Origin of the sequence: Pseudomonas sp. P108 (genome assembly GCF_032613195.1) — a bacterium.
Taxonomy (GTDB): domain Bacteria; phylum Pseudomonadota; class Gammaproteobacteria; order Pseudomonadales; family Pseudomonadaceae; genus Aquipseudomonas.
Genome location: NZ_CP126691.1, coordinates 2,670,356 through 2,694,482, shown reverse-complemented (window position 1 = coordinate 2,694,482; position 24,127 = coordinate 2,670,356). Strand labels below are relative to the sequence as shown.

29 protein-coding genes are annotated in these 24,127 nt (G+C 59.0%); 14 read left to right on the top strand and 15 right to left on the bottom strand.

Annotated features, from left to right (window positions below; genetic code table 11):
• Positions 1 to 79: 79 nt before the first annotated feature.
• The gene (locus QOM10_RS11940; protein WP_160039477.1) at positions 80 to 910 is read right to left on the bottom strand and encodes an oxidoreductase; all 831 of its coding nucleotides are present in this window, start codon (positions 908 to 910) and stop codon (positions 80 to 82) included.
• Positions 911 to 1,041: 131 nt separating this feature from the next.
• On the opposite strand from QOM10_RS11940, the gene QOM10_RS11935 reads away from it, so the two are divergent.
• Complete coding sequence (locus QOM10_RS11935; RefSeq protein ID WP_316918125.1) at positions 1,042 to 1,932, top strand: LysR family transcriptional regulator; 891 nt, start codon at positions 1,042 to 1,044, stop codon at positions 1,930 to 1,932.
• Between the two features lie 4 nt (positions 1,933 to 1,936).
• On the opposite strand, the gene QOM10_RS11930 is transcribed toward QOM10_RS11935, so the two are convergent.
• A complete protein-coding gene (locus QOM10_RS11930) occupies positions 1,937 to 3,106 on the bottom strand; it encodes a DUF1624 domain-containing protein (protein WP_316918124.1) in 1,170 nt (389 codons plus the stop codon).
• A gap of 217 nt (positions 3,107 to 3,323) precedes the next feature.
• Here QOM10_RS11930 and QOM10_RS11925 point away from each other — a divergent pair, with 217 nt between their 5' ends.
• Both QOM10_RS11925 and QOM10_RS11920 read left to right on the top strand, forming a co-directional pair.
• Complete coding sequence (locus QOM10_RS11925) at positions 3,324 to 3,920, top strand: paraquat-inducible protein A (protein WP_077573324.1); 597 nt, start codon at positions 3,324 to 3,326, stop codon at positions 3,918 to 3,920.
• The gene (locus QOM10_RS11920) at positions 3,917 to 4,603 is read left to right on the top strand and encodes a paraquat-inducible protein A (protein ID WP_150751874.1); all 687 of its coding nucleotides are present in this window, start codon (positions 3,917 to 3,919) and stop codon (positions 4,601 to 4,603) included. Before QOM10_RS11925 ends, QOM10_RS11920 begins: the two co-directional genes overlap by 4 nt.
• Here QOM10_RS11920 and QOM10_RS11915 read toward each other — a convergent pair.
• Positions 4,536 to 7,562 (bottom strand): FAD-binding and (Fe-S)-binding domain-containing protein, encoded by a 3,027-nt coding sequence (locus QOM10_RS11915; protein ID WP_316918123.1) that lies wholly within the window; start codon positions 7,560 to 7,562, stop codon positions 4,536 to 4,538. The two genes, QOM10_RS11920 and QOM10_RS11915, sit on opposite strands and share 68 nt — an antisense overlap.
• A 157-nt stretch (positions 7,563 to 7,719) precedes the next feature.
• Here QOM10_RS11915 and QOM10_RS11910 point away from each other — a divergent pair, with 157 nt between their 5' ends.
• Positions 7,720 to 8,604 carry a LysR substrate-binding domain-containing protein gene (locus QOM10_RS11910; protein ID WP_316918122.1) on the top strand — a complete coding sequence of 295 codons (885 nt, stop codon included), beginning with the start codon at positions 7,720 to 7,722 and terminating at the stop codon, positions 8,602 to 8,604.
• Between the two features lie 97 nt (positions 8,605 to 8,701).
• On the opposite strand, the gene QOM10_RS11905 is transcribed toward QOM10_RS11910, so the two are convergent.
• On the bottom strand, positions 8,702 to 9,976 hold the full coding sequence (locus tag QOM10_RS11905) for a glucarate dehydratase family protein (RefSeq protein ID WP_316918121.1): 1,275 nt from the start codon (positions 9,974 to 9,976) through the stop codon (positions 8,702 to 8,704).
• A 30-nt stretch (positions 9,977 to 10,006) separates the two neighbouring features.
• Positions 10,007 to 11,374: an MFS transporter gene (locus tag QOM10_RS11900; RefSeq protein WP_316918120.1), complete on the bottom strand. Its 1,368-nt coding sequence runs from the start codon at positions 11,372 to 11,374 to the stop codon at positions 10,007 to 10,009.
• Between the two features lie 119 nt (positions 11,375 to 11,493).
• On the opposite strand from QOM10_RS11900, the gene QOM10_RS11895 reads away from it, so the two are divergent.
• Positions 11,494 to 12,393: a LysR substrate-binding domain-containing protein gene (locus QOM10_RS11895; protein WP_127926836.1), complete on the top strand. Its 900-nt coding sequence runs from the start codon at positions 11,494 to 11,496 to the stop codon at positions 12,391 to 12,393.
• Between the two features lie 138 nt (positions 12,394 to 12,531).
• On the opposite strand, the gene QOM10_RS11890 is transcribed toward QOM10_RS11895, so the two are convergent.
• Positions 12,532 to 13,137, bottom strand: coding sequence for a DUF6338 family protein (locus QOM10_RS11890; protein ID WP_316918119.1), 606 nt, complete (start codon positions 13,135 to 13,137; stop codon positions 12,532 to 12,534).
• A gap of 266 nt (positions 13,138 to 13,403) precedes the next feature.
• Positions 13,404 to 13,739, bottom strand: a complete 336-nt coding sequence (locus QOM10_RS11885) for a hypothetical protein (RefSeq protein WP_127926835.1) — start codon at positions 13,737 to 13,739, stop codon at positions 13,404 to 13,406.
• 184 nt (positions 13,740 to 13,923) lie between these two features.
• Here QOM10_RS11885 and QOM10_RS11880 point away from each other — a divergent pair, with 184 nt between their 5' ends.
• The gene (locus tag QOM10_RS11880) at positions 13,924 to 14,163 is read left to right on the top strand and encodes a hypothetical protein (RefSeq protein WP_065259780.1); all 240 of its coding nucleotides are present in this window, start codon (positions 13,924 to 13,926) and stop codon (positions 14,161 to 14,163) included.
• 64 nt (positions 14,164 to 14,227) lie between these two features.
• On the opposite strand, the gene QOM10_RS11875 is transcribed toward QOM10_RS11880, so the two are convergent.
• Entirely contained in the window at positions 14,228 to 14,425 is a 198-nt protein-coding gene (locus tag QOM10_RS11875; protein ID WP_095120340.1) for a DUF2188 domain-containing protein, read from the bottom strand.
• Between QOM10_RS11875 and QOM10_RS11870 the strand changes: the two genes are divergently transcribed.
• A complete protein-coding gene (locus QOM10_RS11870; RefSeq protein WP_160039465.1) occupies positions 14,424 to 14,636 on the top strand; it encodes a hypothetical protein in 213 nt (70 codons plus the stop codon). The genes QOM10_RS11875 and QOM10_RS11870 overlap by 2 nt on opposite strands.
• A 12-nt stretch (positions 14,637 to 14,648) precedes the next feature.
• On the top strand, positions 14,649 to 15,011 hold the full coding sequence (locus QOM10_RS11865; RefSeq protein ID WP_127926833.1) for an NUDIX hydrolase: 363 nt from the start codon (positions 14,649 to 14,651) through the stop codon (positions 15,009 to 15,011).
• A 4-nt stretch (positions 15,012 to 15,015) separates the two neighbouring features.
• Here the strand turns inward: QOM10_RS11865 and QOM10_RS11860 are convergent, their stop codons facing one another.
• The 3 genes from QOM10_RS11860 to QOM10_RS11850 form a co-directional block, all read right to left on the bottom strand.
• Positions 15,016 to 15,258 carry a DUF1652 domain-containing protein gene (locus tag QOM10_RS11860; protein ID WP_127926832.1) on the bottom strand — a complete coding sequence of 81 codons (243 nt, stop codon included), beginning with the start codon at positions 15,256 to 15,258 and terminating at the stop codon, positions 15,016 to 15,018.
• Positions 15,259 to 15,359: 101 nt separating this feature from the next.
• Positions 15,360 to 16,259, bottom strand: coding sequence for a polysaccharide deacetylase family protein (locus QOM10_RS11855; protein ID WP_316918118.1), 900 nt, complete (start codon positions 16,257 to 16,259; stop codon positions 15,360 to 15,362).
• 131 nt (positions 16,260 to 16,390) lie between these two features.
• The gene (locus QOM10_RS11850) at positions 16,391 to 17,338 is read right to left on the bottom strand and encodes an ABC transporter substrate-binding protein (RefSeq protein ID WP_316918117.1); all 948 of its coding nucleotides are present in this window, start codon (positions 17,336 to 17,338) and stop codon (positions 16,391 to 16,393) included.
• Positions 17,339 to 17,632: 294 nt separating this feature from the next.
• On the opposite strand from QOM10_RS11850, the gene QOM10_RS11845 reads away from it, so the two are divergent.
• The 4 genes from QOM10_RS11845 to QOM10_RS11830 all read left to right on the top strand — a co-directional run bounded on the left by QOM10_RS11845 (position 17,633) and on the right by QOM10_RS11830 (position 20,831).
• Positions 17,633 to 18,613, top strand: a complete 981-nt coding sequence (locus tag QOM10_RS11845; protein WP_316918116.1) for an aliphatic sulfonate ABC transporter substrate-binding protein — start codon at positions 17,633 to 17,635, stop codon at positions 18,611 to 18,613.
• Between the two features lie 61 nt (positions 18,614 to 18,674).
• Positions 18,675 to 19,517 (top strand): ABC transporter permease, encoded by an 843-nt coding sequence (locus QOM10_RS11840; RefSeq protein WP_316918115.1) that lies wholly within the window; start codon positions 18,675 to 18,677, stop codon positions 19,515 to 19,517.
• A gap of 29 nt (positions 19,518 to 19,546) precedes the next feature.
• Positions 19,547 to 20,227, top strand: coding sequence for an SOS response-associated peptidase (locus tag QOM10_RS11835; protein WP_316918114.1), 681 nt, complete (start codon positions 19,547 to 19,549; stop codon positions 20,225 to 20,227).
• Positions 20,228 to 20,558: 331 nt separating this feature from the next.
• Positions 20,559 to 20,831, top strand: coding sequence for a hypothetical protein (locus tag QOM10_RS11830; protein ID WP_077573339.1), 273 nt, complete (start codon positions 20,559 to 20,561; stop codon positions 20,829 to 20,831).
• A 47-nt stretch (positions 20,832 to 20,878) separates the two neighbouring features.
• On the opposite strand, the gene QOM10_RS11825 is transcribed toward QOM10_RS11830, so the two are convergent.
• From QOM10_RS11825 to QOM10_RS11815, 3 genes are read right to left on the bottom strand one after another with little or no spacing between them, the layout of a single operon-like run.
• On the bottom strand, positions 20,879 to 21,025 hold the full coding sequence (locus QOM10_RS11825; protein WP_177413856.1) for a hypothetical protein: 147 nt from the start codon (positions 21,023 to 21,025) through the stop codon (positions 20,879 to 20,881).
• Between the two features lie 53 nt (positions 21,026 to 21,078).
• Positions 21,079 to 21,390, bottom strand: coding sequence for an AzlD domain-containing protein (locus QOM10_RS11820; protein ID WP_174244501.1), 312 nt, complete (start codon positions 21,388 to 21,390; stop codon positions 21,079 to 21,081).
• Positions 21,390 to 22,088: an AzlC family ABC transporter permease gene (locus QOM10_RS11815; RefSeq protein ID WP_127926826.1), complete on the bottom strand. Its 699-nt coding sequence runs from the start codon at positions 22,086 to 22,088 to the stop codon at positions 21,390 to 21,392. Before QOM10_RS11815 ends, QOM10_RS11820 begins: the two co-directional genes overlap by 1 nt.
• Before the next feature lie 186 nt (positions 22,089 to 22,274).
• On the opposite strand from QOM10_RS11815, the gene QOM10_RS11810 reads away from it, so the two are divergent.
• Complete coding sequence (locus QOM10_RS11810) at positions 22,275 to 22,658, top strand: DUF2784 domain-containing protein (protein ID WP_127926825.1); 384 nt, start codon at positions 22,275 to 22,277, stop codon at positions 22,656 to 22,658.
• On the opposite strand, the gene QOM10_RS11805 is transcribed toward QOM10_RS11810, so the two are convergent.
• Complete coding sequence (locus QOM10_RS11805; RefSeq protein ID WP_095120329.1) at positions 22,655 to 23,095, bottom strand: Rrf2 family transcriptional regulator; 441 nt, start codon at positions 23,093 to 23,095, stop codon at positions 22,655 to 22,657. The two genes, QOM10_RS11810 and QOM10_RS11805, sit on opposite strands and share 4 nt — an antisense overlap.
• Before the next feature lie 133 nt (positions 23,096 to 23,228).
• Between QOM10_RS11805 and QOM10_RS11800 the strand changes: the two genes are divergently transcribed.
• On the top strand, positions 23,229 to 24,116 hold the full coding sequence (locus tag QOM10_RS11800) for an NAD(P)/FAD-dependent oxidoreductase (protein ID WP_150751863.1): 888 nt from the start codon (positions 23,229 to 23,231) through the stop codon (positions 24,114 to 24,116).
• Positions 24,117 to 24,127: the final 11 nt, after the last annotated feature.

Below are 24,127 nucleotides of genomic sequence, written 5' to 3'. Positions count from 1 at the left end.
GAAATACACAGAAAAATCCACCGAAGTCTGCGCACGAAAGAGATGAGAGCGAGCAACCTCGCTCTCACAGCTCAGGCGTTCAGTTGGCGAAGTCGGTGGACAGCGCCAGCTCATTCCAATCAGCCAACTCCTGCGCCACCAGCCGATTCTTCGCCTCGATCCGCGCCACCGTGTCACTGCCCAATGCCAGTCGCAGCGGTGGGTTCGGCGCATTGACCAGTGCCAGCATCGCTTCGGCAAACTTCAGCGGATCACCCGGTTGTGCATGATTGGCCGCTTCGGCGAACACTCGCATCTTGCCCACGGTTTCGTCGTAGTCCGGCAGTTCAAGTTTCGTTTTGATCAACGACTGTTCATCAAGGAAATCGGTGCGGAAGAAACCCGGCTCGACCACCGTGGCTTGAATGCCCAAGGGTGCCAGTTCCTGATGCAACGCTTCGGTAATGCCTTCGACGGCGAACTTGGTCGCGCCGTAAACACCCCAGCCCATGTACGCCTGATAGCCGCCAATCGAAGAGATGTTGATTACCCGGCCACTGCGCTGTGCACGCATGTGTGGCAGCACGGCGCGGGTGACGTTGAGCAGGCCGAACACGTTGGTGGCGAACAGGCGCTCGGTCTCGCTGGCGCTGGTTTCTTCTACCGCGCCCAGCACGCCAAACCCGGCGTTGTTGATCAGCACATCGATACAGCCAAACCGCTTGATCCCTTCAGCAACCGCTTGATGCGCTTCGTCCTCGCGGGTGACGTCGAGGCGCACCGCCAGCAGGTTCGGTTGCTCGCCGAGACGATCGGTGATGTCTTGCGGGTTGCGCGCGGTAGCGATCACCGCGTCACCGGCACGCAAGGCGCGTTCTGCGATGAGGGTGCCAAAACCACGGGAAGCGCCAGTAATAAACCAGGTACGCATTTCAACTCCTCCTGTCTGCGACCTTTGGCGAGGGTGCCAGGTCTTCTTGATGAGTTGATGCGACTTTAAGGCCGTGCTACTGATGTGATAATCCCAACAATTTTGCATAACTTTGTGAAAGGTATTCACAGATGAAATCACCTTCGGCAGCCGATCTGTCGGTCTTTCTGTACACCGCGCAGCACTTGAACTTCAGCAAAGCGGCCATCGAACTCGGCCTCACGCCCTCGGCCCTGAGCCATTCGGTCAAAGCGCTGGAGAACCGGCTCGGCGTGCGCCTGTTCAATCGCACCACCCGCAGCGTGGCATTGACCGAGGCTGGCGAGCGTCTGTATGCGCGGTTGAAACCGGCGTTCCGTGATATTGACGATGCGCTGGAAGACCTCAACCATTTCCGCGATAAACCCTCAGGCAACCTGCGCATCACCTGCGGGCGGCAAGCCTGTGAGCTGGTGCTGCTACCGATTGCCAGTGAGTTTTTGCAGGTATATCCGGACATTCGCCTGGAAGTGGTCGAGAGCGATGCGCTGCTGGATATCGTCGCGGGCGGTTTTGATGCCGGCGTGCGCTTCGGCGATCGCCTGGAGGCCGACATGGTGTCGCTGCCGATTGGCCCGACAATGCGCTCCGTGGTGGTCGGTTCACCGGCATTTTTCGAGCGCCACACGGCACCGCAAAAGCCCGAGGACCTGCACGGACTGCCGTGTATCCGCCACCGTTTTCCCAGCGGATCGCTGTATCGCTGGGAACTTGAACGCGGCGGCATCGCCCAGGAACTCGAGGTCAACGGCCCGCTGACCCTCGGTGATGTCAGCCTGATGGTCGGCCCCGCGCTGCAAGGGCTGGGCCTGGCCTATGTGTTCGAAGACATGGTCAGCGAACACCTCGCCAGCGGGCGGCTGGTGCAAGTGCTGGCAGACTGGTGCCCGTTCTATCCGGGCCTGCACCTGTACTACCCGAGCCGGCGCCATGTGCCGGCACCGCTCAAAGCCTTTGTCGACTTCGTGCGCAACCGGCGTTAGGTGCTTACAAATACTTCAGCCAGGCAATGTCGCGACGACGGGCCTTCAATGCCGAGAACCAGCGCACGGCCGGGAACAGCCCGATCGCCAGAATGGCCGACACCAGCCAGATCGCCGCCACCGAGGAGAAGCCGAAATAGCTGCCCTGATTCAGCCCGAACAGGGCGACGCCGATCAGGTACAACACCTTCAACGCGTACAGATGCAGCAGATAGAAAAACATCGGCGCCGAACCGAACACGGTCAACCAGCGAATCCAGCGACGATCCTGCAAGCGTTCGAATGCCAGTAGCAGCAACAGCCCGACGCTCGCGGTCAGCGCGATAAACAGCAACGACGGTGGGTACTTGGTGATGTTGAAAAAGCTCATCAGGGTTTGCACCGACGTGTCGCCCACGGCCCACGGTTTCTCGCCATAGCCGTTGATCAACCGCAGCCCGACAAAGCCAAGCAGTCCTGCGCTCCCCGCGATCAGCAGTTGCCACTGACGCAAACTCGCTTCAACGCCGCGAGCAAACCACGGTCCCAGCGCATAACCCAGACCAATCACACCGATCCATGGCAACAACGGATAGGAGGTGCGCAGACGCAGAGTGTCGCTGACGTCGATCCAGCCGCGATCATGCAAAATCGCCCAGGGCACGTGCAGCGCTGACTCCAGCGGAAAATGCACAGTGTCGAGCAGGTTGTGTCCGGCGATGATCATCAGGCTCAACGTCAGCAACAGCCAGCGCGGCAGCCAGACCAGCAGCGACAAGGCAATCATGCTCAAACCGATCGCCCAGATCACTTGCAGATAAATCACACTCGGTGGCAGTTGGAAGGTCCACGCGAAGTTCACCAGGGTGAACTCCAGCACCACCAGAAACAGACCACGCTTGAACAGAAAGGCGCTGACATCAGACTTGCCCGCGTACTTTTCTCCGAACAACCACGCCGACAATCCCGTCAGCAACACAAACACCGGCGCACACAAATGCGCCAATGTGCGGCTGAAAAACAGTGCCGGCTCGGTGCTGGCAATGTCCATCGGGTCGCTGACCTGACGGTGCAGCAAGAAGGTTTCCCGCACGTGGTCGAGCAGCATGAACAGAATGACCAGGCCTCTGAGGGCGTCAATGGACATCAGCCGGCCAGTGGCCAACGGGGCAGAACGAGGAAGCACAATCGTCATGAGCGTTTCGCAATCGAAGGGATAACACCGGGTGCCTACAAGGACCACCCCTGAAATTCGCGTTACCTTATAACAATAACCAGCAAAAACCCAAGCCCAATCGATAGCGATTCTCAGAAAAACCTCAGCCGATCAAGCCGGGCAAGTTGCCCAATAGCCTCAGGCTTCTATAGTGATCAAGTCCCCTGCCCTTGCGGCCTGCTGTCGAGCGTTGTCCATGGTCAACACCGAACACCTGATCATCTGCGAGCACTGCGATTGTGTGTACGAAAAAGCCGTGCTGGCCAAACACCAGAAAACCTCGTGCGTGCGCTGCGGTGGCGTGCTGCAGCGCTTCAACGGTTTGACTGTTGAACAGCGTCTGGCCCTGACGTTCACGGCGGCGATGCTGTGGCTGTTCGCCAACTTCTATCCGGTGATGAGCATCAGCCTCAAAGGCCTGAAAAACAGCGCGACGCTGTGGGATTCGGTGCTGGCGCTGAGTCAGGGGCCGATCACGTTCATGGCGATGGTCGCGGCGATCTCGATCATCATTGCCCCGGCGTTTCAACTGGTGCTGCTGATCTGGGTGCTCAGCTTCGCGCTGTCATCGCGACGTGCACCGGGCTTCAAGCTGTGCATGCGCTGGCTGGAAACCCTGCGGCCGTGGAGCATGCTTGAGGTATGCCTGCTCGGAGCGATGGTGGCGGTGTTCAAACTGGCCGGATTGCTCGATGTGTTGCCCGGCATCGGCCTGTTCGCGCTGGCCGTGCTGAGCCTGATGATGATCAGGATTGCCGGCCGCGATATCCGCGATCTCTGGGACATTCTATGAAACGGCCACCGACTGCCCGCGAACTCAATCTGTGCCTGTGCCACAGCTGCGGCCTGGCCTGCGACATGACCGACGAGCCGCATGAATGCCCGCGCTGCGATGCGCCCCTGCACCGGCGCAAGACCAATTCACTGGCGCGCACCTGGGCCTACATGCTCGCGGCGCTAGCGTTTTACGTGCCGGCCAACCTGTTGCCGGTAATGAACACCACCATGCTCGGCAGTGGCGCCGACAGCACGATCATGAGCGGTGTACTGGAGTTCTGGGAACACGGCGCGTGGGACATTGCGCTGATCATTTTCATCGCCAGTATCGCCGTGCCGGGAGTCAAGTTCGTGGCCCTGACGTTGCTGCTGATGACCGTGCAACGCGACAGCGCCTGGGCGCGCAAAGAGCGCTCGAAGCTGTACCGTTTCGTCGAGCTGATCGGCTATTGGTCGATGCTCGACGTTTTGGTGGTGGCGCTGGTCGCGGCACTGGTGAAGTTTCAGGCGCTGGGCGATATCGAGCCACGACCGGGCATTCTGTTTTTTGGCCTGGTCGTGGTGTTCACCATGCTCGCGGCGATGAGCTTCGACCCGCGCCTGATCTGGGACAAGGACACGGGCGACGACCTCAGCGACGTTGAACCTCAAGCAGCACCTGCAACGGATGACGCAGTGCCTGATCCGACTGGCGCTTGACCTGACTGCGGCACGAATAACCGGTCGCCAAGGCTTCGCCCTGCTCTGCCGACGCCGCTACCTGACGTGCCCAGGACTGCTCGTAGATCACCGCTGAGGTTTGGCGATTGCGCGCCTCGTGACCGTAAGTGCCGGACATGCCGCAGCAACCGGTGGCCTGCGTGGCCAGCTTCAAACCCGCACGCTCGAACACTTGCTCCCACTGCCGCGTCGCGGCCGGGGCGTTGGTTTTCTCGGTGCAGTGGGCCAGCAGTCGGAACGACGCGGTTGCATCCTGTGGCGCCTGCTCCGGCATCACCTTGAGCAACCACTCCTGCACCAGCGCCACTTCCGGGCATTGCTCCATGCCCGGCACTTTCAAGTACTCCTGGCGATACACCAACGTCATCGCCGGATCGAGGCCCAGCAACGGCACGCCCACATCCGCCAATTCACGCAGTTGCCGAGCGTTGCGCAACGCCGCGCGGTTGAATGCCGAGAGGAAGCCCTGCACATGCAAAGGCTTGCCGTTGGCGCTGAACGGCGCGAGATAGACCTGATAACCCAGACGCGAAATCAACTCGACCAGATCCGCCAACAGCGGCGCTTCGAAGTAACGCGTGAAGGCGTCCTGCACGATGACCACACTGCGTTCACGTTGCGCCTCGGTCAGCGCCGACAACGTCGAAACCTTCGCCGGTTGCACCTGCCAACGGCGCATCGCCGCATGGAAATCAAAACGACTGAGCAACGGCACGTCGATCATGCCGCCGACCCGTTCCAGCAAGCTGCGAACGAATGAAGCGCCCATCAAACCGTTGTACAACGCCGGGATCCGCGCCATGTACGGGATGCTGTATTCCAGCGAAGCGATCAGATAGTCCCGCGCCGGGCGCAGATAACGGCTGTGATACAGCTCCAGAAACCGCGAGCGAAACTCCGGCACATTGACCTTCACCGGGCACTGCCCCGCACAGGATTTGCACGCCAGACAACCGGCCATGGCGTCGTAGACTTCATGGGAGAAGTCCTCGGACTGCGTACGGCTATTGCGCCAGCGCTGCCACAACGTGCTGAAAAACGCCGGCTTGCGAATCGCATCGGACAACACGTCGACACCCGCCACGCCCTGCAAACGCAACCACTCGCGGATCAACGAGGCGCGGCCCTTGGGCGACTGAGCGCGCTCACGGGTGGCTTTCCACGACGGGCACATGGCGTCATCGGGATCGAAGTTGTAGCAGGCGCCGTTGCCGTTGCAATGCATCGCGGCGCCGTAGCTTTGCCAGACCTTCTCGTCGATCTGCTGGTCGAGTTCGCCGCGCAACGTGACCTCGTCGATTTTCAGCAGCGCAGCGCCGGTGTTGGCCGGGGTGGCGATCTTGCCCGGGTTGAACTGGTTGAACGGGTCGAACGCAGCCTTCAAGGCTTGCAGTGCCGGATACAGCTCACCGAAAAATGCCGGCGCGTATTCCGAGCGCAAGCCTTTGCCGTGCTCACCCCACAGCAGGCCACCGTAACGCTGGGTCAACGCGGCGACGCCATCGGACACCGGACGCACCAGCGCGGCTTGTTGCGGGTCTTTCATGTCGAGAATCGGCCGCACGTGCAGCACGCCCGCGTCGACGTGACCGAACATGCCGTACTGCAAACCGTGGCTGTCGAGCAGGTCGCGCAACTCGGCGATGTACTCGGCCAAGTGCTGCGGCGGCACCGCGGTGTCTTCAACGAACGGCTGCGGCCGCGCTTCACCGGCGACGTTACCGAGCAGGCCCACCGCGCGCTTGCGCATGCCGTAGACCTTGTTCACCGCCGCATGACCGACCGCCAGCGTATGACCCAAACGCTCAACCGTGCGGTCGCAGCTCAAGTGGTCGACAAATGCTTCGACCCGGCGCTGCAAGTCCTCCGGATCGTCGCCGCAAAACTCCACCAGATTGATGCCCAAGGTCGGCCGCTCGGCGCTTTCCGGGAAATACTCCGCAACGCCGTGCCAGACGATGTCCTGCATCGCCAGCAGCAAGACTTTCGAGTCCACGGTTTCGATCGACAGCGGCTTGAGCGCCATCAAGGCCCGCGCATCGCGCAAGGCGTCCATGAACCCGGCGTAGCGGATGTTCACCAGCATCGTGTGTTTGGGGATCGGCAGTACGTTCAGCCGCGCCTCGACGACAAAACCCAGCGAGCCTTCAGCACCGCACAGCACGCTGTTGAGGTTGAAACGGTTATCCGCCTCACGCAGATGCGCCAGGTCATAACCGGTCAGGCAGCGGTTGAGATCGGGGAAACGCTCTTTGATCAGCTCACCCTGCTCATCAATGATCTGCCGCGCGCAGCGATAGACCTCACCGACGCGATCTTCGCGGGCGCACAGTGCTTCAAGTTCGCTTTCCTCAAGAGGCAAACCGTGCAGACGCTCGCCACCGCGCAAAACCATGTCGAGTTCGAGCACATGGTCGCGAGTCTTGCCGTAAGTGCAACTGCCCTGGCCACTGGCATCGGTGTTGATCATGCCGCCGACGGTGGCGCGGTTGGAGGTCGACAATTCCGGGGCGAAAAACAGCCCGGCGGACTTCAGCGCGGCGTTGAGCTGATCCTTGACCACCCCGGCCTGCACGCGCACCCAGCGTTCCTCAACGTTGATTTCGAGGATGCGGTTCATGTGCCGCGACAGATCGACGACGATGCCGTCGGTCAGTGATTGGCCGTTGGTGCCGGTGCCGCCACCGCGCGGGGTGATCACCACTTGCTGATACGCCGGCTCGGCGATCAACCGCGCTACCCGCGCCACGTCCTCGGCGTCCATCGGAAACACCGCCGCTTGCGGCAGGCGCTGATAGATCGAATTGTCAGTCGCCAGTACCACACAACTGGCGTAATCAGCGCTGATTTCACCACGAAAGCCGCTGGTTTTCAGGGCTTTGAGGAACTGTTGGTAATCGCTGGTGAGGGCTTTGGCGGGGGACAGCTGGGCAATCATCGGTCAGGTTATCTCGGTCAAATCGGGCCGCGTGGCGGTGAACAGTTGTACGCAACGAATGATTGCGTCAGGCTCCGCCATCTCATGGTGCCCATGTTCATTGCTGGCGAACGCCGGGACAACCGTAAATTCGACCCGCTATTGATGACTTTTACGAATGAATCCGCGCACGCTCACCCCTTCCATGTCGTTATTGCTGGCTTTCGAGGCCGCCGCGCGCCATGAAAGCTACACCCGCGCCGCCCACGAACTGTCGCTGACGCAGAGTGCGGTCAGCCGGCAGGTGCAGATTCTCGAGAAGATGCTCGGCATGCGCTTGTTCAGCCGCGAAGGTCGGCAAGTGGTGCTGACCGATGTCGGCCGCATGTATCAGCGCGAACTCGCCGAAGCGCTCGGGCAGATTCGCAGTGCGACATTGCAGGCGATGGCGTTTGGCTCGGGCATTCACAGTCTGCGCCTGGCGACGCTGCCGACCTTCGGCTCGAAATGGTTGCTGCCACGGTTGAAAGATTTCTACACCGCGCATCCGGGCATGACCGTGCATTTGCATTCGCGTATCGCAGCGATTGACTTCGATACCAGCGAAATCGATGCGGCGATCTGCGTCGGTGGCGGTGAATGGCCGGGGCTGACGGCCCTGCCCTTGCACACCGAGGAACTGGTGGTGATCGCCAGTGCGCAACTGTCCGACGCTGAGCGCGACGACGCCGAACAACACATCGCCGGGCAACTGCTGCTCAATGTCAGCAGCAATGCGCAGGCGTGGGCGGAATGGTTCAGCCATCACGGATTGCCGCATCGCGGTATGCGCATCGGGCCAAGTTTTGAAATGACTTCGCACTTGATTCAGGCGGTGCGGGCGAATATCGGTGTCGGGCTGGTGCCACGGATTCTGGTCGAGGATGAATTGCTCAGCGGCGAGTTGCTGCAACTGGGCGAGCCGATCAACAGCCGGCGCAGCTACTACCTGGTGTATCCGCCACGCAATGAGAGTTTGCCGTCGCTGAAAGCGTTTCGGGATTGGCTGGTAGAAACGTTGTAACCGTGAGGACGCCAATCGCGAGCAGGCTCACTCCTACAGTTGGAATGCGTTTCCCTGTAGGAGTGAGCCTGCTCGCGATGGCGCCAATTCAGGCACCTCAAAACCTTGGTTTAACCGCCCTCCAGTCCGGCTTGTACCGCTGCATCTGCCGCACATCATCACGCTGACGAATCCCGCACGTCAGATACTGATCATGCAGCCTGCCCAATTGATCATGATCCAGCTCCAGCCCAAGCCCCGGTGCGCGGGTGATCTTCACGCAGCCATCGACAATCGGCAGCTTGCCGCCCTTGATCACTTCTTCATCCGGCTCCTGCCACGGGTAATGCGTATCGCAGGCGTAATCCAGATTCGGCACCGCCGCCGCGACATGGGCCATCGCCATCAGGCTGATGCCCAGGTGCGAATTGGAATGCATCGACACACCAACGCCGAACACATCGCACATCTTTGCCAGGGTCTGCGTGTCGCGCAGGCCGCCCCAGTAATGGTGGTCGGCGAGAACAATCTGCACGCTGTTTTGCGCAATGCTGCGGCGGAACTCGTCGAAATCGGTGACAACCATATTGGTCGCAAGCGGCAGACCGGTGCGCTTGTGCAGCTCGGCCATGCCGTCGAGGCCCGGAGTCGGGTCTTCGTAATATTGCAGATCATTGCCGAGCAACTCGGCCATGCGAATCGAGGTTTCCAGTGACCAGTTGCCATTCGGATCAATGCGCAACGGGTAGCCGGGGAAGGCCTTTTTCAACGCCTTGATGCACGCCACTTCATGCTCCGGCGGCAACGTCCCGGCCTTGAGTTTGATGCTTTTGAAACCGTACGCCTCGATCATCCGCGCGGCCTGCGCAACGATCTGCTGCTCGCTGAGTGCTTCGCCCCAGTTGTCCGGTTTGTAGGGCGAATCGACATGCTGCGCGTACTTGAAGAACAGATAGGCGCTGAACGGCACCTCATCGCGAATCGCGCCACCGAGCAGGTCCACCAGCGGCACATTCAGGTAATGCGCCTGCAAATCGAGGAAGGCTACTTCGAACGCCGAATAAGCATTGCTCACCGCTTTGCTGGCATGAGAACCGGGCGCGAGTTCGGCACCGGCAATAGTGGCGGGTTTGTTGGCGGCAACGGTGGCCTGCACGATCGCGCGTAACTGGTTGAGGTTGAACGGATCGAGACCGATCAGTTGCGCCTGCAACTGCTGCTGGATCGCCAGCGCCGGGGCATCGCCATAGCTTTCGCCGAGGCCGATGTAGCCGTTGTCGCTTTCGATCTCGATGATCGAGCGCAAGGCGAAGGGTTCATGAATGCCGCTGGCGTTGAGCAGCGGCGGATCGCGAAAGGCAATCGGGGTCACAGTTACGCGGGTGATTTTCAAGATAAGACTCCTGACAGATCAACAATCAATTCAATGGCTCGCGGCCGGGCTGGCCGTCGCAATAACGGCGGTGTCGCCATGCGGCTTTGCCGGGGTTTTGCCTTTGGCTCCTGGCGCCGTGCGGGCGAAAAAGATCACCACCGCCGCGATCAGCGACGTCGCCGCCAGGCCATACAGACCGCCCTCGATCGAGCCGGTGGTTTCTTCGAGGAAGCCGAACGCGGTCGGCGCAACGAAACCGCCGAGGTTGCCGATGGAGTTGATCAGGGCGATCACCGCAGCGGCGATACGCGCATCCAGATAGCTTTGCGGAATTGGCCAGAACAATGCCGACGCTGCCTTGAAACCGATGGCGGCGAAGCAGATCGCGACGAAGGCGAAGATCGGCCCGCCGGTGGTCGACATGAACATACCGACGGCTGCGATCACCAGCGTCAGCGCGACCCAGGCTTGCTGGAATTTCCACTTGCCGGCCATCGCCGCGAAACCGTACATGGCGACAATCGAAATGATCCACGGGATCGAGTTGAGCAGGCCGACCTGGAAGTCGCCGAGATTGCCCATCTTCTTGATCATGCTTGGCAGCCAGAACGTCGCGCCGTAAATGGTCAGGGCGATGGAGAAATAGATGAAACAGAACAGCGCAATCTGCCGATCCGCCAATAGCTTGAACATCGACGGTTTGGCCACCTGCGACGCCTCACGAGCGCGCTGCTCCTCGGCAATCGCCGCCACCAGCGCTTCGCGCTCTTCTTCGCTCAGCCACTTGGCCTGACGCGGATGCGATTGCAGCCAGAACCAGACGAATGCGCAGAGCACCACTGAAGCCGCGCCCTCAATCAAAAACATCCACTGCCAGCCATGCAGGCCCAGTCCGCTGATGTGCAGCAACGCACCGGAGACCGGGCCGGAGATCACCGAGGCAATGGCCGAGCCGCTGAGGAACACCGCCATGGTCTTGCCGCGCTCGGAGGCCGGCAGCCATTGGGTGAAGTAATAAATGATCCCCGGAAAGAACCCCGCCTCCGCCGCACCGAGAATAAAGCGCAACACATAGAAACTGGTTTCCCCTCTGACGAAGGCCATGGCCATGGCCGCTGCGCCCCAAGTGAACATGATCCGCGTCAGCCAGACCCGCGCGCCATAACGCTGCAGAAGCATGTTGGACGGCACTTCGAACAGTGCGTAGCCCACAAAGAACAAACCGGCGCCGAGGCCATAAGCCGCAGCGCCGATGCCCAGATCGGTTTCCATGTGGCTGCGCACGAAACCGATGTTGACCCGATCGATGTAGTTGACGATGAACATCACCACGAACAGCGGCAGCACGTGGCGCTTGACCTTGGCGGCGGCACGGGCGAGAACCGTGACGTCCAGCGGACTCTGGAGGGTTTTCAAGGGGCGACTCCCGATCTTGTTTTTTTAGGGATGGCGTAAAGCGATGGGCCGATCATGGACGGCGATCATTGATCCCGTCTAATCTAACTTGGCATTCGATTGATACCCGGATTAGATCAATGTTCGAACTGACCCAACTGCGCTGCTTCACCACCGTCGCCACCGAACTCAACTTTCGCCGCGCCGCCGAGCGACTGAACATGACGCAGCCGCCGCTCAGCCGGCAGATCCAGCTGCTTGAGCATCACCTCGGCGTCGAGCTGTTCACCCGCAGCACCCGTAGCGTCGCCTTGACCGCCGCCGGCCGTGCATTTTTCATCGAAGCACAGAACCTGCTGGAGCGCGCGCAGCAGGCAGCCGTCACCGCCCGACGGTTTGCCGAGGGCGATATCGGCTCGGTGAACATCAGTTTTGTCGGCAGCGCGGTGTATGAGTTTCTGCCGAAGGTGATCGCCGAGGCGCGACTGAAACAGCCGCAGGTGAAAATCGATCTGTCGGAAATGAACACTTACCAGCAACACGAAGCCCTGCGCGCCCGCCGCATCGATCTGGGCATCGCCCGTGCGCCGTTATTGGAGCCGGGCTACGCCACCGAATGCCTGGTGCGCGAGCCGTTTGTACTGGCGGTGCCGAGTGGACATCCATTGGCAACGGCGGCTGAAGTGGCGGTCAGTGACCTGGATAAACAACCGTTCCTGATGTATTCCCACGCCGCGTATCCGCCGTTCAATGAACTGCTGACCGGCATGCTGCGCTCGGCACGGGTCGCGCCGGATTATGTGCAGTGGCTGGGTTCTTCTCTGACGATTCTGGCCTTGGTCAACGCCGGCATGGGCCTGGCGCTGGTGCCGCGTTGCGCTACCAGTGTGGTGTTCAAGAATGTGGTGTTTCGCGATATCGATCTGGGCGAAGGGGTGCAGAGCGAGCTGCATCTGATCTGGCGGGAGAACAACGACAACCCGGCGTTTGCGATGTTGCTGGAAGCGATTCGCCGGGCGGTGGCTGAGGGTTGGGGCTAGTGGCTGGCGGCGCTGATCAGCGCTTTGGCGGTGGAGGCGCACTCGGCCCTTTGACCAGCGGTTTTGCCAACGGCTTGCCGTCTGGGCCCACGAAGAGACGCGCCACGTGAGGCGGCATGGGATTGGGTGCTTTTGCGCTCATGAAACAACCTCCTCGACAGAATTGAATTCGACCCACTGAACTTTTGAGGAATCTATCACCATTGATTCGGCGCCAAAAGTGAGCACCTCGCCACCATCGCCAAGCCATTGTGGATTCAGCAAGATGAATTGCCCTTCCCAGGGGCCAGAAGGCCACTCCAAGGGCCAGCCAAACAATCGCCTCTCGTCATTCAGTTGCAAAGTGACAAGGCGATCCTGTCGCTCAAAAGCGCTGTACCACTCGCTGGGATGAGAGCTTTTACGTGTCAGGTTTCGCTTGCGTAGCCACACATGCAACACCCCGTTTGAAGCCAAATAACAGAAAAGCCCGGCGAGACATACTGAAACAATAAATGCCCACAATGCCTCCGCCCGAGCATCCCATTTCCCTACGGAAAAGCCTTTCGACCCCACCCACAGACAAATTGCCCCAATCCCCAGTACCGCGCCCTGAATCACAAACGTAAAAATCAGCGCCTGCACAATCTGCCCGAACGTATCCGGTCGTTTGAACGCCGTCAGTGAGTAAAAAATCCACGCTGACAAAAACCCGGGAATCAGATACTGCAACAGCGGAATAACTTCTTTGACCAGATCATCCATGATCCGAGGCTCCTTGAAAGGTCGTACTGGCCTGACTATCCACCAGCCCTCAAAAGCCTAGTGCACACAACTGCAAATCCTCGCGAGCAACTGTCACCGTTCATTTCGCGAATCAAATCCACGCAGGGCGCGGGATTCTTGTCGTGCAAATTGAGCCGCAGCATTTCCCTGACCGATATTTCCGACTGACCTTCAGCCCGCAAGCAACCAAAAAAAAGCAGAAACCGCCCATGCTGTTTCTGCTTTTTTTGCATCCGGAAATGCCGTTACAGGCAATCACGTACCGATTGGCGCAACGACCCGGACTTCGCCCACGGCGGCCCCTGATACAACGAAACCCGGCTGCCATTCTTGTATTTGACGATGTCGAGAATCTCATCGGCCGTGATGATGCTTGGCGCGGTGATGCGATAGCCGTTGGAAATCGATGTCTGCGAGGTTTTGGCGACATCCTTCTGCCACAACGGTAATACACACGCGGCATAGTCCTTGGGTGCCTTGTCACTGGTCTTGTTGACATTCGGCTCACCCGGCACCAACGACGCCGGCAACGAGCAACCCGCCAACAGGGCCAACGCCAACGTCCCGATCCATATCCGCATAGTGTTTTCCTGATCTGAAAAAAGTGAATGTAGCGCGTAAGCCGGCGCACATCCATCGTGGCACCGCGCCGTCAGCGTAATCTGCACAACTTTTCACAACCGCTCGGCGTGCTGACGAACGCGCTTTGCCCATCGATGAAAAATGCGACTACTCTTTTCTACCGAGAATGTTCTGGAGGTGATCATGCGGCTCAATGAATACGAACACGAACTTCAACGCGACCTGCAAAGCGTTGCATCGGACCTGCGATGGTCGGCGGTCGACCTGAAACGTATCGCGGAACAACTGCGCAAATCCGGCAACGAGGCGGATGCGCAAACTGTGCTGAGATCCTGCGAGGTGCTGCAAAGCGATGAAGAACGGCTGCAACTCTATGCCAGGGAAGTGAAGGCCCGCGCCATCAGCCGGACCAAGGTCCACTGAGACCACCCTCCCCAAAAACAGAAGCCCCGACAATTGCCGGGGCTCTTTCATTACAGCCAGCCTGTCAGTGGGTTTTGTGACTTTGCGCGCGCGTCGTGCGTTTTTTGTAGCCAGGCAGCGCTGCGGCATAGGCCAGCGCCTCCTCCCTGCTACCAAACGACGCCAGCCGATCGCCTTGGGTGCAAACCCGCCATGGGCCATTGTTCACGCTAAGCACGTCATAGCCGTTCATGTGCATCTTGTTCAACATCGGCATGCTCATGGACACCTCCATTTTTGCTAACGGTCAGATCCAGCTCACGCTTTTACCTTACACCCGCATTCGCACAAATGGCCGACCGGGTGTCGCCAGCCCAGCAGTCAAGGATCCGGCACTTTTCCCGAAAATCAGCTCTCCAAATCCCCATGAAACCTTTACCTCAAGGCCCGGCTCAAATATTGCAGTTTTATTTCTATTTTGTGACAGTCATTAAACCAGGTAACAGATGAAAGTACGTGCAACCGTTATATGCGAACAGGATCGCCACATTCTCCTGGTGCGCAAACACCGCTGCCGCTGGACATTGCCCGGCGGTAAGGTCGAGCCAGGGGAAACCCGGGCGCAGGCTGCCGTGCGCGAATTGCAGGAAGAAACCGGCCTGGATGCCGACGAGGTGTTGTATTTGATGGAACTGCAGAGCGGCAGCACGCGGCATCATGTCTACGAGGCGTCCGTGCAGGACTTTGAGCAGGTGCGCCCTCAAAACGAGATCATCGATTGCATCTGGCATCCGCTGGATGCGGTGCGCAATCTGAACACCAGCGAAGCGACGCTGCGCATTGTTCAAGCGTTTCAACGACGTTTATGAGGGCTTAGCCAGCGAACGCGCGACGACCGGCGCTCATTTCGGTGCGTAATTCACCGATGAAGTTGGAAATGTCACGGACGGTGACCAGATGCTCGGGGGAAACGCCATTGAGCAATAAATCCACCCGCCCACTTTCCGGGTCATAAACCTTGATCTGCAGGAGCCCCTGCGCTGAGGGGGTGCAGTCACATTTACGTGCCGGAAAGCCAGACTCGACGATGCGGCAAATATCGGCAATGACAAGCATGGGTGGACGCCTCGCAGGCGATGGTTCGCTGAATCCGTAGAGCATAGATGAGCAATTTGTGTCTTGCTCGACACAAAAATGCCAAGCGCGTCACAACTTCGTCAGTGCGCGTCATGATCCCAGATCCAGTTCCACATCCCCGGCAAACTCACCGCTTCCGAGCTTTTTTCCACCGTGCGCGCCAGCGCCGCTTTCTCCAGCGCGACGTGATCGTCATAAAAAGGCTTGTCCGCCAGCCTCACGCCCGTGGCGGCGGCGCTATCCAGCAAAATCTGCAGGTATTCGCGCGTGTGCCGCGCGGTATAGCGGTTGAGATCATGGAACGTCACCACCACCGGAATGACCCCGTCCACGGTTGGCAATTCGCCAAGGGCAATACGTTCACGAACCTGCGATAACTGTCGCAGCATGTTTGCCCGGCGCCGCGGGCTGGCATTGAAGCCCCAGATCTTGCCGTCGTTGGCGCTCAAGTCCGTAAGCAATACATGCAAACCGTGCTGCTGATAGGCGGCAAAGGTGCGTTTGTCGTAGTTCCAGAACGGTGGGCGCAACAATGTCGGTGGCGCGCCGGTGATGGCGGCGATATCAGCCGTGCCGTTGCTCAGCGACTCTTCGAGTTCTTGCGGGTCGAGCAAACGATGATTGGTGTGCCAGTGGGTCGCGGTGTGAAACGCGAGAATGTGCCCCTCATCATGTTCACGACGCATGATGCTGCGACCAATGTCACTGTTGCCCGCTCGTGGCGCACGCGTCTGCACAAAGAACACCGCTTTGATGTCTGGCTGCAGCGGATTGTCCTTGAGACTGTCGAGCACTGTGGCCGACGGATTCCACAAACTCGAAGCGCTGGGGCCATCGTCGAACGTCAACAGAAAACGCACCGGCGCCTGGGTCTTCAGGCGCGTTTCGGTTTGCGCGGTCATTTCTATCGGGGCGGCGATGCAACCGGCCAGCCCAAGCGCAATCAGCGCAACACAAAGAAGTTTGAATCCGGATGTCATGTTTTGCCTTGAGCACGGCGACGGCCGTCATGTGATCGATTGGCAAAACTCCCTCGCCCTTATCCATCCCTGCGCTCGGATATTCGAGCCGAGGTTGGATAAGGTACACAGGGTTTGGTTCCGGCGCTCGCTCAGTGCGTCAATGCCTGCTGAAAAGACGTGTCGATAATGGCGGCGGTGGCCAACGGCACCGGCAGCGCTTTCACTTTGAACAGGAAGTCGGCAGTGCTTTGCAGGTCCGTCGCAGCCTGCTGATCCACCGGCCCGACCGTCATGTGCGCCTGACGCAACCAGTGCCGAGACACCTGCTGATCGAGATTGGCTTTCTTTGCCCACAGATCGGCGTATTCGTCCGTATGGCTGTCGACCCAGGCTCGCGCCTGTTTCAAACGGCCGAGGAAATCCGCGATGGCGGCACGCTTGCTGTCCATGGACGGCGTCGACGCGGCGATAGCGCTGAGCCCCGGCATCAGATTTTTTGCGGTCAGGATTGGCCGCGCGCCGGAGAACACGATCTGCTGGGAAATGTACGGTTCCCACACCGGAAAGGCGTCAATACTGCCCTGAGGCAACGCGGCGGCGGCATCGATCGGCATCAGCTTGACGAAGTCGACATAGTTTTCCGGCAGACCGCTCTGCTCGAGGGCGCGTAAGGTCAACTGCTGACTCCAGGCACCCGGCCAGTAAGCGACTTTCTTGCCTTTCAGGTCGGCGATGGTTTTCACCGGAGAATCCTTCGGCACCAGCAACGCGATGGTGTCGGGATTCTGCCGCGAGACGCCGATCAACTTCACTGGCGCCTGCTTGGCGGCCAGAAACAGAAAGCCGGAATCACCGAGAAAACCCAGATCCAGCGAGCCGGTCTGCAAGGCTTCCGCCAAGGGTGCTGCGGCCTGGAAGTGTTTCCAGTCGACAGTATAAGGCGCGTCTTTCAATACGCCGGACGCCTCTACTGAAGCTCGAATGTTGTAGTAGTTCTGATCACCGACATGCAGGACCAATGGGTCGGCTGCGTAGGAAAGCGGCGAGGTGAACAGTGCTGTTAATAACGCACTGCGTAGCAAACGAGAAAGCTTCATGGCTTGTCCTGCAAAGGGAAATTGCATAGACCATAACGCTGTTATTTCTCGGTGTTGAAATTCGATTAACGCATAAGCTCATCACGCTTGATGCCTGCTGTTCGCGTGGCAACAGTGGCGAATCACACTGTTGCCCATGCAACAGCGCATATCCTGCATCCGGCCTTCAAACCCTTGTAAAACGGCACTTCCAAGCACATGGCACAGAGCCTGCAATATTCCAGTCATGCAGGAAGCATTCGATAAAAATATCTTTTTGGACATAAGAAACCTGTGCCTTTGCCGGAGCGCCCCATGACATCGTTCTTCTCTCATTTCAAGCCACTGCTGGCCGCCAGCGCCATGGTGCTGAGCCTGCAACCGTTCGCCCATGCGACTGAGACCGCGCCGGCGGAAGTGCATCTCGACTACGCCTATTACTCGCCGGTCAGTCTGGTGCTCAAGCACTTCGGCTTCCTCGAAAAGGCCTTGCCGCAAACCAAAGTCAGCTGGGTATTGAGTCAAGGCAGCAACCGCTCGCTGGAATACCTCAACAGTGGCGGCGTGGATTTCGCTTCCAGTGCCAGCCTGGCCGCCGTGCTGAGTCGGGCCAATGGCAGCCCGATCAAATCCGTCTACGTCTACAGCCGCGCCGAATGGACAGCCTTGGTGGTGCGCAAGGATTCGCCGTACCAGACCGTCGCTGACCTGAAGGGCAAAAAGATCGCCGCCACCAAAGGCACCGATCCTTACCTGTTTACCCTGCGCAGCCTGCAACAGGCCGGGCTGAAAAAAGACGACGTCGAACTGGTCCATCTGCAACACCCGGATGGTCGTACCGCGCTGGAAAAAGGCGATGTCGACGCCTGGGCCGGACTCGATCCGCACATGGCCGCCAGTCAGGTGCAGGCCGGTTCGCGCCTGCTCTACCGCAACCCGGCGTTCAACAGTTACGGCGTGGTCAGCGTCACCGAGCAATACGCCAAGGAACACCCGCAGACCATCGACACCGTCATCAAGGCTTACGAACAGGCCCGCGACTGGGCCGTGAAAAACCCTGATGAGTTCGCCGCCCTCCTCGCCAAGGAGTCCGGCTTACCGCTGGATGTGGCCAGGCTGCAACTGTCGCGAACGGACCTGAGCAACCCGCAACTCACTCAGCAGGACATCAGCGCCTCCAAGGCAGCGGCGCCGATTCTGGTCTCCGAGGAACTGGTGCGCCGTGGGGTGAATGTCGATCAAGTCATCGATCAATTGCTCGACAGCGGTGTGCAGCAAGCCGTCGCCCACCAGTAACTGATCAGCCTCACAACAACTCCGCGCCCGTCGCGGATTTGTCGTGAGCGGAGCCAAAACCATGACCACCCACAGCAAAGACTTGCCCGCGCCACTTGCCGTACCGCGCCAGCGTCCTGCGAGTTTGAATCCGACGTGGCAGCGCCGCTGCAAAGGCCTGGCCCTGCCCCTGCTGATCATCGTTGCACTGGAAATTATCGTACGCATCGGTTGGTTGCCGTCCTACCAGATGCCGGCGCCGAGCGAGATCGCCCTGACCCTCACCGACCTTGCCGAAGGCGCACTGTGGAAACACATCGGCGCCAGCCTTATTCGCGTGTTGCTGGGTTTTGCCATTGGCGCCAGTCTGGCGCTGGTGTTTGCTGCCTGGGTTGGCTTGAGCCGTGAGGCCGAGGCGTATCTGGAGCCGACGTTTGCCGCCCTGCGTTCCATTCCGAGCCTGGCCTGGGTGCCACTGCTGCTGTTGTGGCTGGGCATCGACGAGACGTCGAAAATCGTCCTGATTGCCATCGGCGCGTTTTTTCCGGTGTACGTCAACGTGGTCGCAGCCATTCGCAACATTGATCGCAAACTGGTGGAAGTCGGGCGCATCTATGGCTTCAGCCGCTTGCAACTGGTACGACGGATCTTGCTGCCGGCCGCCCTGCCCGGCCTGTTCACCGGGTTACGCAGCGGCATGAGCCTGGCGTGGATGTTTCTGGTGGCGGCGGAATTGATCGCGGCCACCAAGGGTTTAGGCTATCTGCTCAGTGACGGTCGGGAAACCTCGCGGCCGGACATCGTGCTGGCCGCGATCATCGTGCTCGCCTTGCTCGGCAAACTCAGTGACGGCTTGCTGGCCATGCTCGAACGTCGCTGGTTGAAATGGCGTGACACCTTCACCGGTCAGGACGCCAGCGACTAAGCTGAAATCTCCCACCGGAGATTCAGCCCATGTGCGGAAGACTCTCGCAGTACCGTGGCATTCACGACTTTGTCGCGGTGCTGAGCATTCCCGACGCCTTGATCAATCACGTCGGCGATGCGCCGCTCAGTCGCTACAACGCGGCGCCGACCACCGCGCTGGCCGTCCTGCATCAACAAGGACAGCAACTGCATGCCGACAATCTGCGCTGGGGCTGGCGCCCGCACTGGGCCAAGGATCGCCCCCCACCCATCAATGCCCGGGTGGAGAAAGTCGCCCACGGCCCGTTCTTCCGGGCGATCTGGCGCCATCGTTTGATTGTGCCCGTCGATAACTGGTTTGAATGGGTCGACACCGAGGACAAAACACGACAACCGTGGCTGATCCGTCGGGCGGATCATGGGACAGTTTTCTGCGCCGCCATCGGACAATTTCCGACAACTGAAGCAGCAGCCCGGGATGACGACGGTTTCGTGATCATCACCGCCAATGCCGTCGGCGGCATGCTCGATATCCATGATCGCCGACCGATAGTGTTCCGCGCAGAGTTGGCGCGCGAGTGGCTCGATCCGGCGACGCCGGTTGAACGCGCCGAGCAAATGCTGCTGTTTGAAGGTGAATGCAGCGAAGTGTTCGAATGGTACAAAGTCGGCAAAGCTGTCGGTAACGTGCGCAATCAGGGGGCCAGTTTGATTATGGAGCAGACTTAAACATTTGCCGACTTCACGCGTCTATCAATGCAGGTGCTGCCGAAGGCTGCGATCTTTTGACGCAGCGTTATAAGAAATAAAACTATTGCAAATTTGAGCAATTCATAAAGCGAATCACTGCCTTTACAAACCCTGTTTCATTTTTGAGACGGCGCACATAAAACACACGTTCGAATGAACTAACCGCCTGTCTGACATTTCAACCGTCATACATACATTTAGATGCACTACGGCTAGCATGCGCGCCGCATTTCCATTTGGTATACCAGTTGACCAAAGAGTCAACAAACCAGGAACCCCCTAACGTCTACAAGCCTTGCAGAGAAATAAGTTGCGCGACGATTTTGCAATCAAACAGGTCAGCGGCCTGGAGTGTATTTATCTGTCGATGACAGAACGCTTTGAACTCGACTGTTTTATCGGCCACTACATCAAGACCCGAAACCTGCGTTCCGTACCTGATATCGAACGCATCCTGCGCACCACCCTCGAAGGGTATCCTGGCCATGCGCCGGTGATGGTCAACGAGCTGAATGCGTGGATTGATCGAACCTTGGGATATCGGGCCACACACCCCGACTTCACGCAGTTGGACGATCTTTGAAACCGTAAAAAAGCCCCGCATTTTCGGGGCTTTTTCGTAGAAATCACTCAAAACTTGCGATCAGGATCTGAAAGCTCTCTGCCGTCATCGTGCTTCCAGGTTTGCTCCTTGTGCTTTTCCCGCTCTATTTCCTCTTCAGTCGGCTCATCAGTCTCTTGCTCATCCGTCTCCGGATGCTTCTGCTCAGTCGCCATGTGCACCTCCAGTTATCAGTTAATCTCCATCCCTGAAGCGTAGAACAGACAACTTACAACCACCAGCGCAGCAAAAAGAAGAACGCCATGCTCAACAACATGCTGAGCAAAGTACTGCGCGTGTAGATCACCAGTGCGATCGCTACCAGCGAACTAAGCAGATAAGGATTATCCCACTGCAGATTCAACTGTTTGTCGGGCATGAAGACAATCGGCCCGCAAATGGCGGTGAGCATTCCGGGAACCGCAAACCCGAGAAACTGCCGTGCATTGCTACTTAAACGTACCGGTAAACGCGGTTCGAGAAACACGTAGCGGTTGAGAAAAACCAGAATCCCCATGCCGAAAATCACTGCCCAAACCATCATGTGCGCTCCCGATACAGCTTGTTGCAGATAAACCCTGCGGTCATTCCTGCCAGTCCGGACAACACCAGCGCTGAGCCCCATTGCCAGTAACTGAACAGCACTGAACAGAACAGCGACACCGCCACACACACCACCGTCGGTACGTTACGCACCACCGGTGTGATCAACGCGATAAACGTGGCGGCAATCGAGAAATCCAGCCCCAAGTGCTCAAGCCCCGGAATGCTGCTGCCAAGGACAATGCCGGCGAGGGTGAACAGGTTCCACGCGATGTAAAACGTCAGGCCGACGCCCAGCGCATACCAGCGATTGAACTGCTGGCGGTCATGCTGACTGGTCAACGCGAACAACTCATCGGTGAGCAAAAAGCCCAGGCCTATGCGCCAACGCCCAGGCAGCGGCGCAATCACTGAACGCATGCTCATGCCATACAGCAAGTGCTGCGACGTCAGCAGCAACGTGGTCAGCAGAATCGAGAAAATCCCCGCACCGCCCTTGAGCATGCCGATCGCCACCAATTGCGCGGCACCGGCAAACACGATGCTCGATAAACCTTGACCTTGCAGCGGCGTAAGGTTGGCCTCGATCGCCATGGAACCGGCCAGCAGCCCCCACGGTGCGGTGGCCAGAGACAACGGCATGATCGCCACAGCGCCACGAAGGAACGCACTGCGTGGCATTACTGAGTCAGACATAAACGTTCTTCAACCAGGAAAACGGTCGGCGACTGTGCCAGTAAATTCGCTTTTCTGGCTTGAACAATCTTGCGCACTTGTGGGAAATCGTCCGGATGCGCGCGGAATAGGCTGACTTTCGCACTGACTTTTAATGCCCTGAGCGGCGTAACATAGCGCCATTCACAATCGCGTCAGGGAGACGACATGCTGTACCGAATCGCAGCCGACGGGCTGGTGCTGTTTCATTTGTGCTTCATTCTGTTCGTGCTGTTTGGCGGGCTGCTGGTACTCAAATGGCCACGGGTGATGTGGCTGCATTTGCCGGCTGCCGCCTGGGGCGTGGCGGTCGAGGTGTTGCACCTGACCTGCCCACTGACCTACTGGGAAAACCTCATGCGCCACGCCGCCGGACAGACTGAATACGCCGGCGGCTTTATCGAGCATTACATCTGGCCGATCATCTATCCGGCCGGGCTCACCCCGCAGATTCAACTGGCGCTCGGCAGCGTGGTGCTGGCGGTCAACCTGCTGGTGTATGGGCGGGCATTTCGCTCATGGAAACATCGGCGCGCCGCTTCGCCGCTTTAATTATCCTCGCCGACTGACTTGAAGCGGGCCTCGAAATCCGCTGCCAGGTCCGCCAAGGTGATGCCACCCAACCGCGACAGCAACAGCGCCTGCGCCTCATCGAAGGTGCGTGTCAGTGCGGCGTTCACCGCTTGCTCGACCAGACACTCCGGGTGATCCGTCGACAAACCGATGGAAAAAATCGACTGCGTGCCTAACGCCTGGTGGATATCCAGCAGGGTGATCTGCGCCAGCGGTTTGGCCAGCGCCCAGCCTCCCTGATGGCCCTTCTCTGACGTCACAAACCCCTGCTCCTTGAGCAAACCCATGGTGCGCCGCACCACCACCGGGTTGGTGCCAAGCATGCCGGCGATGGTTTCCGAGGTCGCGCGCTTTTCATGGCGAGCCATGTGAATCAACACATGGAGCATGCGCGATAACCGCGTGTCGTTTCTCATCGATGATCCTTTTTTCAAGCCGTTGCGAAGATGCGCCGAGTATCGCTTGCAAGGTCTGAAGTTACGAGACTATTGACAGCAATATTTCTCGTAACTTACGGTGTACTCTGAAAATTCAAGAGGAGATTCGCTCATGGTGTACGACGTCATCATCGTTGGCGGCAGCTATGCCGGGCTGTCCGCCGGCCTGCAACTGGCCCGCGCCCGACGCAATGTGCTGGTGCTGGATTCAGGACTGCGACGCAACCGTTTTGCCGAAACATCCCACGGTTTCCTCGGCCAGGATGGACGTGCACCGGGGCAAATTGCTGACGAAGCACGCGCACAGTTACTGGCTTACCCCAGCGTGCAATGGCTAACGGATACAGCAGTTGAAGCGACTCGGACTGACAGCGGATTCGATCTGCGCACCGAGAGCGGACAATGGCTCAGCGCCAAGCGACTGATCCTGGCCTCGGGCGTCATCGACGAGTTGCCGGACATCGACGGTCTCAGGCAACGCTGGGGCCAAAGTGTTTTTCATTGCCCGTACTGCCACGGTTATGAACTGAATCAAGACGCGATCGGCGTATTGGCGACGTCACCCATGTCGATTCATCACGCCCTGCTACTGCGGGATTGGGGCCCGACCACGTTCTTCACCAACGGCGTGTTCGAGCCGGATGCCGAACAATTGGCGGAACTGGATCGCCGCGGTGTAACCCTGGAAACCCGGCCGGTCAGTCACATCCGTGGCGAGCGTGCGGACGTGGTACTCAGCGATGGTCAGGTCATCGCTGTTGCAGGCCTGTTCGCCATGCCACGCACACGCATGGCCAGCCCGCTGGCTGAACAACTGGGATGTACATTCGAGGATGGCCCGATGGGACCGTTTATTCAGACTGACGCGACACAACAAACCAGCGTCGCCGGCGTATTTGCCTGCGGAGATGCGGCATTGGCTGCCGGTTCAGTAGCGCTGGCAGTTGGCGATGGGGCCCGCGCCGGTGCAGGCACTCATCGCTCACTGATCTTTGGCTGAAACTTATACTG

What these genes read in the sequence shown, in the direction of transcription:
- QOM10_RS11835 (WP_316918114.1), top strand. Translation starts at nt 19,547, where the DNA reads ATGTGCGGAAGACTCTCGCAGTACCGTGGCATTCACGACTTTGTCGCG.
- QOM10_RS11840 (WP_316918115.1), top strand. Translation starts at nt 18,675, where the DNA reads ATGACCACCCACAGCAAAGACTTGCCCGCGCCACTTGCCGTACCGCGC.
- QOM10_RS11860 (WP_127926832.1), bottom strand. Translation starts at nt 15,258, where the DNA reads ATGCTTGTCATTGCCGATATTTGCCGCATCGTCGAGTCTGGCTTTCCG.
- QOM10_RS11920 (WP_150751874.1), top strand. Translation starts at nt 3,917, where the DNA reads ATGAAACGGCCACCGACTGCCCGCGAACTCAATCTGTGCCTGTGCCAC.
- QOM10_RS11935 (WP_316918125.1), top strand. Translation starts at nt 1,042, where the DNA reads ATGAAATCACCTTCGGCAGCCGATCTGTCGGTCTTTCTGTACACCGCG.
- QOM10_RS11815 (WP_127926826.1), bottom strand. Translation starts at nt 22,088, where the DNA reads ATGTCTGACTCAGTAATGCCACGCAGTGCGTTCCTTCGTGGCGCTGTG.
- QOM10_RS11940 (WP_160039477.1), bottom strand. Translation starts at nt 910, where the DNA reads ATGCGTACCTGGTTTATTACTGGCGCTTCCCGTGGTTTTGGCACCCTC.
- QOM10_RS11800 (WP_150751863.1), top strand. Translation starts at nt 23,229, where the DNA reads ATGGTGTACGACGTCATCATCGTTGGCGGCAGCTATGCCGGGCTGTCC.
- QOM10_RS11925 (WP_077573324.1), top strand. Translation starts at nt 3,324, where the DNA reads ATGGTCAACACCGAACACCTGATCATCTGCGAGCACTGCGATTGTGTG.
- QOM10_RS11820 (WP_174244501.1), bottom strand. Translation starts at nt 21,390, where the DNA reads ATGGTTTGGGCAGTGATTTTCGGCATGGGGATTCTGGTTTTTCTCAAC.
- QOM10_RS11850 (WP_316918117.1), bottom strand. Translation starts at nt 17,338, where the DNA reads ATGAAGCTTTCTCGTTTGCTACGCAGTGCGTTATTAACAGCACTGTTC.
- QOM10_RS11895 (WP_127926836.1), top strand. Translation starts at nt 11,494, where the DNA reads ATGTTCGAACTGACCCAACTGCGCTGCTTCACCACCGTCGCCACCGAA.
- QOM10_RS11865 (WP_127926833.1), top strand. Translation starts at nt 14,649, where the DNA reads ATGAAAGTACGTGCAACCGTTATATGCGAACAGGATCGCCACATTCTC.
- QOM10_RS11875 (WP_095120340.1), bottom strand. Translation starts at nt 14,425, where the DNA reads ATGAGCATGCCGATGTTGAACAAGATGCACATGAACGGCTATGACGTG.
- QOM10_RS11845 (WP_316918116.1), top strand. Translation starts at nt 17,633, where the DNA reads ATGACATCGTTCTTCTCTCATTTCAAGCCACTGCTGGCCGCCAGCGCC.
- QOM10_RS11810 (WP_127926825.1), top strand. Translation starts at nt 22,275, where the DNA reads ATGCTGTACCGAATCGCAGCCGACGGGCTGGTGCTGTTTCATTTGTGC.
- QOM10_RS11915 (WP_316918123.1), bottom strand. Translation starts at nt 7,562, where the DNA reads ATGATTGCCCAGCTGTCCCCCGCCAAAGCCCTCACCAGCGATTACCAA.
- QOM10_RS11930 (WP_316918124.1), bottom strand. Translation starts at nt 3,106, where the DNA reads ATGACGATTGTGCTTCCTCGTTCTGCCCCGTTGGCCACTGGCCGGCTG.
- QOM10_RS11870 (WP_160039465.1), top strand. Translation starts at nt 14,424, where the DNA reads ATGGACACCTCCATTTTTGCTAACGGTCAGATCCAGCTCACGCTTTTA.
- QOM10_RS11805 (WP_095120329.1), bottom strand. Translation starts at nt 23,095, where the DNA reads ATGAGAAACGACACGCGGTTATCGCGCATGCTCCATGTGTTGATTCAC.
- QOM10_RS11855 (WP_316918118.1), bottom strand. Translation starts at nt 16,259, where the DNA reads ATGACATCCGGATTCAAACTTCTTTGTGTTGCGCTGATTGCGCTTGGG.
- QOM10_RS11910 (WP_316918122.1), top strand. Translation starts at nt 7,720, where the DNA reads ATGAATCCGCGCACGCTCACCCCTTCCATGTCGTTATTGCTGGCTTTC.
- QOM10_RS11880 (WP_065259780.1), top strand. Translation starts at nt 13,924, where the DNA reads ATGCGGCTCAATGAATACGAACACGAACTTCAACGCGACCTGCAAAGC.
- QOM10_RS11825 (WP_177413856.1), bottom strand. Translation starts at nt 21,025, where the DNA reads ATGGCGACTGAGCAGAAGCATCCGGAGACGGATGAGCAAGAGACTGAT.
- QOM10_RS11885 (WP_127926835.1), bottom strand. Translation starts at nt 13,739, where the DNA reads ATGCGGATATGGATCGGGACGTTGGCGTTGGCCCTGTTGGCGGGTTGC.
- QOM10_RS11890 (WP_316918119.1), bottom strand. Translation starts at nt 13,137, where the DNA reads ATGGATGATCTGGTCAAAGAAGTTATTCCGCTGTTGCAGTATCTGATT.